Annotated in this window: 4 protein-coding genes; 2 read left to right on the forward strand and 2 right to left on the reverse strand. The window is 71.1% G+C overall.

What is annotated here, in order from left to right; translation table 11 throughout:
- Positions 1-121 precede the first annotated feature (121 nt).
- On the forward strand, positions 122-2,158 hold the full coding sequence (locus tag AC3ET4_RS16405; protein WP_431949901.1) for a S9 family peptidase: 2,037 nt from the start codon (positions 122-124) through the stop codon (positions 2,156-2,158).
- 143 nt (positions 2,159-2,301) lie between these two features.
- On the opposite strand, the gene AC3ET4_RS16410 is transcribed toward AC3ET4_RS16405, so the two are convergent.
- Together AC3ET4_RS16410 and AC3ET4_RS16415 are read right to left on the reverse strand one after the other, a co-directional pair.
- A complete protein-coding gene (locus AC3ET4_RS16410; protein WP_431949903.1) occupies positions 2,302-2,502 on the reverse strand; it encodes a hypothetical protein in 201 nt (66 codons plus the stop codon).
- Positions 2,503-2,519: 17 nt separating this feature from the next.
- Positions 2,520-3,023, reverse strand: coding sequence for a hypothetical protein (locus AC3ET4_RS16415; RefSeq protein ID WP_431949905.1), 504 nt, complete (start codon positions 3,021-3,023; stop codon positions 2,520-2,522).
- A gap of 376 nt (positions 3,024-3,399) precedes the next feature.
- Between AC3ET4_RS16415 and AC3ET4_RS16420 the strand changes: the two genes are divergently transcribed.
- Positions 3,400-7,206, forward strand: coding sequence for a GH92 family glycosyl hydrolase (locus AC3ET4_RS16420; RefSeq protein ID WP_431949907.1), 3,807 nt, complete (start codon positions 3,400-3,402; stop codon positions 7,204-7,206).
- The last annotated feature ends 45 nt before the right edge of the window (positions 7,207-7,251 follow it).

Consider the following 7,251-nt stretch of genomic DNA (forward strand, 5'->3'; position numbering starts at 1 on the left):
CGGGCGCCGGGCGGCCTCGGTGCGGCGCACCCTCCCGAGAGGCCGCGCTCCGCCTCCTTGACCAGGTTTTGCCGGCAAAAGCACTGGTGCGGGGCCGCCTGGAAGAAGCAGGATGATCCTCATGGCCGAATCCACTGCATTCCACGACCTGGCGACGTTCCTCGCGCTGCCCCGCGTCTCCTCGCTGGCGCTGTCACCCGACGGGACGCGTCTGGTCACCGCCGTTCAGGAGCTGTCCGCCGACGGTACGCGGTTCGTCGGCGCCCTGTGGGAGGTGGATCCGGCCGGACAGCGCCCGGCGCGGCGGCTCACCCGCTCCGGGCGCGGCGAGTCCGCGCCCCGGTTCCTGCCCGACGGCACGCTGCTCTTCCTGTCCTCGCGTCCGGTCGCCGACCCCGGTGAGGGCGAGGAGGACAAGCAGGAGGCGGCGCTGTGGAGCCTGCCGGCGGGCGGCGGCGAGGCGTCTCAGCTCCTGGCCAGGGCCGGCGGGATCGGCGAGTACACCACGGCCACCGGCTCCGCGCGTATCGCCTTCGGGGCCTCCCTCCTGCCGGGCGCGACGGACGCGGAGCACGACGAGCGGCTGCGCGAGGCCCGCCGCAAGGCCAAGGTGTCGGCGATCCTGCACGAGTCGGTGCCGGTGAGGTACTGGGACCAGGATCTGGGTCCCGCCGTCCCGCACATGTTCACCGTCGCGGACGCCGCCGAGGGCGGGGCCGCCGCCGTGGACTGCGGCGCGCGGCGCGCCGCCATCGCCCAGGGCGTCGCGCTCTCCCCCGACGGGTCCCTGGTGGCGTACGCGACGGCGGTGGGCTCGCTCCCCGACGAGATCCGCTCCGTGGTCGTCGTCGCGAACGCCGAGACGGGCAAGCCGCTGCGGATGCTGGAGTCCCCCGAAGCGGAGTTCGACGCCCCGGCGTTCACCCCCGACGGCCGGGACCTGGTGTGCTCCCGCAGCCGGCGGGTGACCTGGGACGCCCCAGGCGACGTCACGCTGTGGCTGGCGAGCGCCACGGACGAGCAGGACGCCGGACGCGACCTGCTGCCCGACTTCGACCAGTGGCCGGGCGCGCCGGTCGTCTCCCCGGTGCCCGATGACGACGGCGCCCCGGTGGTGTACTTCACCGCCGACGAGAACGGCCACGGCCCGGTGTTCCGGCTCTCCGCCGGCAGCGGCGAGCTGGTCGCGCTCACCGCCTCGGGAACGTACTCGGACGTCGTGGTGAGCCCGGACGGCGGCACCGTGTACGCGCTGCGCTCCGCCGTCGACAGTCCGCCGACTCCGGTGCGCCTCGACGCCGCGGCGGCCGGGCAGCAGCCCGTCGCCCTGCCCTGCCCCGGGCAGGACACGGTCCTGCCGGGCGGCCTCACCGAGGTGCACACCACCGCCGAGGACGGGACGGCGCTGCGGGCCTGGCTCGTGCTGCCGGACGGCGCGGGCCCCGAGAACCCGGCGCCGCTGCTGCTGTGGGTGCACGGAGGCCCGCAGAACAGCTGGAACGCCTGGTCCTGGCGCTGGAGCCCGTGGGTGGCGGCGGCCGCCGGCTACGCGGTCCTGATGCCGGACCCGGCCCTGTCCACCGGATACGGCCAGCACATGCACGAGCGCGGCTGGACGCACTGGGGCGGCACTCCGTACGACGACGTGATGGCGCTGACCGACGCAGCACTGCTGCGGGACGACCTGGACGGTGAGCGCACCGCGATGATGGGCGGTTCGTACGGCGGCTACATGGCCAACTGGATCGCCACCCGCACCGACCGCTTCAAGGCGATCGTCACCCACGCGAGCCTGTGGAACATGTACAGCTTCGCGCAGGTCACCGACTTCCCGGCGTACTGGATGCGGCGCCAGGGCGACCCGCTGGTCACCACCGAGCGGTACGAGCGCGAGTCCCCTCACCTGCGGGCCGCACGGATCACCACGCCGATGCTGGTCATCCACGGCGACAAGGACTACCGCGTGCCGATCGGCGAGGGCCTGGCGCTCTGGAACGACCTGGCGCGGTTCGAGGTCCCGGCGAAGTTCCTGTACTTCCCCGACGAGGGGCACTGGATCCTCAAGCCCAACAACGTCCGGCTGTGGTATACGACGGTGCTGAACTTCCTGGCGCACCACGTCCTGGGTGAGGAGTGGCAGCGCCCCGACCTGGTCTGACACCCCCCGCTCCCCCGCACGCCGCCGGGGCCCGGTCCGTACCGGGCGCCGGCGGCGTGCGCCGTCACCAGGGCCCGTGGGGAGTCGTGGTCATCAGCGGGTCGTGGTGGGCGGCGGAGGTGAGACGAGGTCCGCCGGCCGCTTCAGCTTTCGCCATCGGCAGGGGGAGCAGCGTCGGACCACGACCCGGAGCGGAAGCACTCGAGGCGGCGCAGGGCATCGGGGCGGACGCGGGCGACGCGCTCGCGCACATCGGTGACAAGCCATTCCACGAGCTCCGCGGTGGCGTGGTACTCGTCGTAGAAGCCAAAGCTCAGGTCGGCGAACTGGGACTCGACCAGCACGTCGTCGAGGAGCGCGGTCAGTTGGGCGTCCGCGGTCGTGGTGCGGACGCCGGTCCATCGTCCAGCCAGGGGGACAGCCCGCCGGTGACCACGGTGACGACGCCGAGCGTTGCCCGGATCGGCACGGGACCGGGGCAGGCGTGCAAGGAAGTCTCCCACCGGACGTCCCAGACGTCGCCCAGGACTTCGGTCAGACGCGCGTCCCAGATGGTCCACTCCGCATGGAGCAGCCGGGACGCGACGATCTCCGCATCGATGTGGTGTCGGCCGGTGACGAGAGGGCGGACGATCCGGGGAACAAGACGGCGGTACAGACGCGGGAAGTCGGCCCAGTGGTCGGGCGTCTTCACCGCGACCGAAACCACCAGCTCGTCAGGTATGTCGTGCAGTGGCCCGGAGAGCAGCGCGAGATCGTGCTCGCTGTAGCAGCGCAGGCACCCGGTGACGGGGAAGGGCGCTTCGCCGGCGAAGGCGAGGTCCAGGGCGTCGAGCGCGCTCAGAAGTGACAGTTGACGGGACATCAGGACCTGTCGGGGACTCCGTCCGGGTGACCGGCGAAGACCTCAGGCTACCAGTCGGCGCCCGTCGCGGGCGGGGCACGGGTGTCTGCGCCTCGGGGCTGCCGGCGGCAGCCGTCACCACGTGGACGCGCACTGGAGGAGTGGTTCGCCGGGCGTCCCGCGCCGCACCCGCGACCCCGGCCCTGGGTCCACCGAACCGCCCACGTCGGCGCGCGCCACGGCCCGTCGGCGGCCCGGTGGCGAGCTCACAACCGCCCATATACCACCGCCGGCCCGGGAATCGCATCAACACCCTTGACATCAAACGCCCCTTGACCCCCTACTAGCCCTTGCACAGCGAACTTGACAACGTTGTCCAGGCGCAGAGAGGGTGCATATGCAGCAGAGAGCTGCCCGGTACAGATGGAGTTCCTCGGCGGTCGTGTTGGCGACCGCACTGGCTCTGGCCGCGGCCACGCAGCAGGCGGCGGTCGCCGTTCCCGAACCCCCGTCGCACGTCGGCAGTTTCACCTCGTCGTTCGAGTCGGGTGACCCCGCGCCCGACTGGCGCGACACGGTGGACACCGCGCCGGACGGGTCCAAGCGGGCCTCAGGCGTGGACGGCGGCTACAGCACCGGCATACCCGGCAACCTCAACGACCACGTCAAGGCCGTCCGCGCCAACGACGAGTACACGGACGCGGGCGAGGTGAAGGAGAACCTCGTCGACGCGGAGTCCGGCACCAAGTGGCTGGTCTTCGCGACCACCGGCTGGGTGGAGTTCGACCTCGACGCCCCCGCGAAGGTCGTCAGCTACGCGCTGACGTCGGCCAACGACGCCCCCGAACGCGACCCCCGTGACTGGACCCTGCAGGGCTCCACCGACGGCAAGGACTGGAAGACCCTGGACACCCGCTCCGGTGAGTCCTTCTCCGAGCGGTTCAAGACCAACTCGTACGACCTCGCGGCGCCCGCCGAGTACCAGCACTTCCGGATCGACATCACCAAGAACAACGGCTCGACGAACATCATCCAGCTCGCCGACCTGCAGTTCTCGACGGGCAAGGACAATGTGCCCGTGCCGCCGGACATGCTCTCGCTCGTCGACCGCGGCCCGATCGGCTCGCCGACGGCGAAGTCGGGCGCCGGCTTCACCGGCAAGCGGGCGCTGCGCTACGCGGGCCGGCACACCGCCGAGGGCCGTGCGTACTCGTACAACAAGGTCTTCGACGTCGACGTGCCCGTCCGCCGGGACACCGCGCTGTCGTACCGGATCTACCCGGCGATGGCGGACGGCGAGCTCGACTACGACGCCACCAACGTCGCGGTGGACCTGGTCTTCACCGACGGCACCTCGCTCAGCCGCCTGGGCGCCACCGACCAGCACGGCTTCCCCCTCACCCCGCAGGGGCAGGGCGCGTCCAAGGTGCTCTACGTCAACCAGTGGAACGACGTCGTCTCCCGGATCGGGTCGGTCGCGGCCGGCAAGACCGTCGACCGCATCGTGCTCGCGTACGACTCCCCCAAGGGCCCGTCGCAGTTCCGCGGCTGGCTGGACGACGTGGCGCTGAAGCCGCTCCCGCAGCCGAAGCGGAAGGCGCACCTGTCGGACTACGCGCTGACCACCCGCGGCACCAACTCCAGCGGCGACTTCTCGCGCGGCAACACCTTCCCGGCCACGGCCGTGCCGCACGGTTTCAACTTCTGGACCCCGGTCACCAACGCGGGCACCCTCAACTGGCTGTACGACTACGCCAAGGCGAACAACGCCGACAACCTGCCCACGATCCAGGCGTTCAGCGCCAGCCACGAGCCCAGCCCCTGGATGGGCGACCGGCAGACCTTCCAGGTGATGCCGTCCGCCGCCTCGGGGACGCCGGACACGGACCGCCGCGCGCGGGCGCTGCCCTTCCGGCACGAGAACGAGACCGCCCGCCCCTACTACTACGGGGTGCGGTTCGAGAACGGCCTGAAGACGGAGATGGCGCCGACCGACCACGCGGCCGCGATGCGCTTCACCTACCCCGGTGACGACGCGAGCGTGCTCTTCGACAACGTCACCGAGCAGGCCGGCCTGACGCTCGACAAGGAGACCGGCACCTTCACCGGCTACTCCGACGTGAAGTCGGGGCTGTCCACAGGCGCCACCCGGCTGTTCGTGTACGGGGAGTTCGACGCGCCGGTCACGGAGGGCACGTCGAGCGGTGTGAAGGGCTACCTGCGCTTCGACGCGGGCGAGGACCGCACCGTGACGCTGCGCCTGGCCACCTCGCTGATCAGCGTCGACCAGGCGAAGGACAACCTGCGCCAGGAGATCCCTCAGGGCACCTCCTTCGAGGCGGTCACGTCCCGCGCGCAGAAGCAGTGGGACGATCTCCTGGGCCGCGTCGAGGTCGAGGGCGCCACTCCGGACCAGCTGACGACGCTCTACTCCAGCCTCTACCGGCTGTACCTGTACCCGAACTCGGGCTTCGAGAAAGTGGGCGGGAAGTACCAGTACGCGTCCCCGTTCACCGCGATGACCGGTCCCGACACCCCGACGCACACCGGTGCGAAGATCGTGGACGGCAAGGTCTACGTCAACAACGGCTTCTGGGACACCTACCGGACGACCTGGCCCGCGTACTCCTTCCTGACGCCCGGCCAGGCGGGCGAGATGGTCGACGGCTTCGTGCAGCAGTACAAGGACGGCGGCTGGACGTCGCGCTGGTCGTCCCCCGGCTACGCGGACCTGATGACGGGCACGTCCTCGGACGTGGCCTTCGCCGACGCCTACGTCAAGGGCGTGGACTTCGACGCCGAGGCGGCGTACGACGCGGCCGTGAAGAACGCGACGGTCGTCCCGCCGCAGTCGGGCGTCGGCCGTAAGGGCATGGACACCTCCCCCTTCCTCGGGTACACCAGCACCGACACCCATGAGGGCCTGTCGTGGGCGCTGGAGGGCTACCTCAACGACTACGGCATCGCCGAGATGGGCAAGGCCCTCTACGAGAAGACGGGCGAGAAGCGCTACAAGGAGGAGTCGGCGTACTTCCTCAACCGCGCCCAGGAGTACGTGAACCTCTTCGACCCGCAGGCCGGTTTCTTCCAGGGGCGCGACGCCGGGGGGAACTGGCGGGTGGACTCCGCGACGTACGACCCGCGGGTGTGGGGCTACGACTACACCGAGACCAACGGCTGGGGCTACGCCTTCACCGCCCCGCAGGACAGCCGCGGTCTGGCCAACCTGTACGGCGGCCGTGACGGCCTGGCGAAGAAGCTCGACACCTACTTCTCCACCCCGGAGACCGCCTCGCCCGAGTTCGTCGGCTCCTACCGCGGCGTCATCCACGAGATGACGGAGGCGCGGGACGTGCGGATGGGCATGTACGGGCACTCCAACCAGGTGGCCCACCACGTGACGTACATGTATGACGCGGCGGGCCGCCCCTGGGAGACGCAGAAGAACGTCCGCGAGGTGCTGTCGCGCCTCTACACCGGCAGCGACATCGGGCAGGGCTACCACGGCGACGAGGACAACGGCGAGCAGTCGGCCTGGTTCCTCTTCTCCTCGCTCGGCTTCTACCCGCTGGTGATGGGCAGCGGCGAGTACGCCGTCGGCTCCCCGCTGTTCACCAAGGCGACGGTCCACCTGGAGAACGGCGAGGACCTGGTCGTCAAGGCGCCGAAGAACAGCACGCGCAACGTGTACGTGCAGGGGCTCAAGGTCGACGGCCGCCCCTGGAAGTCGACTTCCCTGCCCCACTCGCTGCTCGCCAAGGGCGGCGTCCTGGAGTTCGACATGGGCCCCAAGCCCTCCTCCTGGGGCACCGGCAAGAAGGACGCGCCGGTCTCGATCACCCAGGACGACAAGGTGCCCGCGCCCCGCGCGGACGCCGTCACGGGCGACGGCGCGCTGTTCGACAACACCTCGGCGACGGCCGCCGCGGTGACCGCCGTCGACCTCCCGGTCGCCGGGCGCACCAAGGCCGTCCAGTACACGCTGACCTCGTCGGCGGACCGCGCCAAGGCGCCCACCGGCTGGACGCTGCAGGGCTCCTCGGACGGCGAGCACTGGAAGACGCTCGACAGGCGCTCCGGTGAGTCCTTCACCTGGGACCGCCAGACCCGGGCCTTCTCGGTCGCCTCGCCGGGCGGTTACACGCACTACCGCCTGGTCCTGGACGCCGAGTCGACCCTGGCGGAGGTGGAACTGCTCGCCTGATCGGCTCGGAGCGACGGGGGGGGGGGGGGGGGGGGGGGGGGGGGG

It is taken from the genome of Actinacidiphila sp. bgisy167 (assembly GCF_057707665.1).

What these genes read in the sequence shown, in the direction of transcription:
- AC3ET4_RS16420 (WP_431949907.1), top strand. Translation starts at nt 3,400, where the DNA reads ATGCAGCAGAGAGCTGCCCGGTACAGATGGAGTTCCTCGGCGGTCGTG.
- AC3ET4_RS16415 (WP_431949905.1), bottom strand. Translation starts at nt 3,023, where the DNA reads ATGTCCCGTCAACTGTCACTTCTGAGCGCGCTCGACGCCCTGGACCTC.
- AC3ET4_RS16405 (WP_431949901.1), top strand. Translation starts at nt 122, where the DNA reads ATGGCCGAATCCACTGCATTCCACGACCTGGCGACGTTCCTCGCGCTG.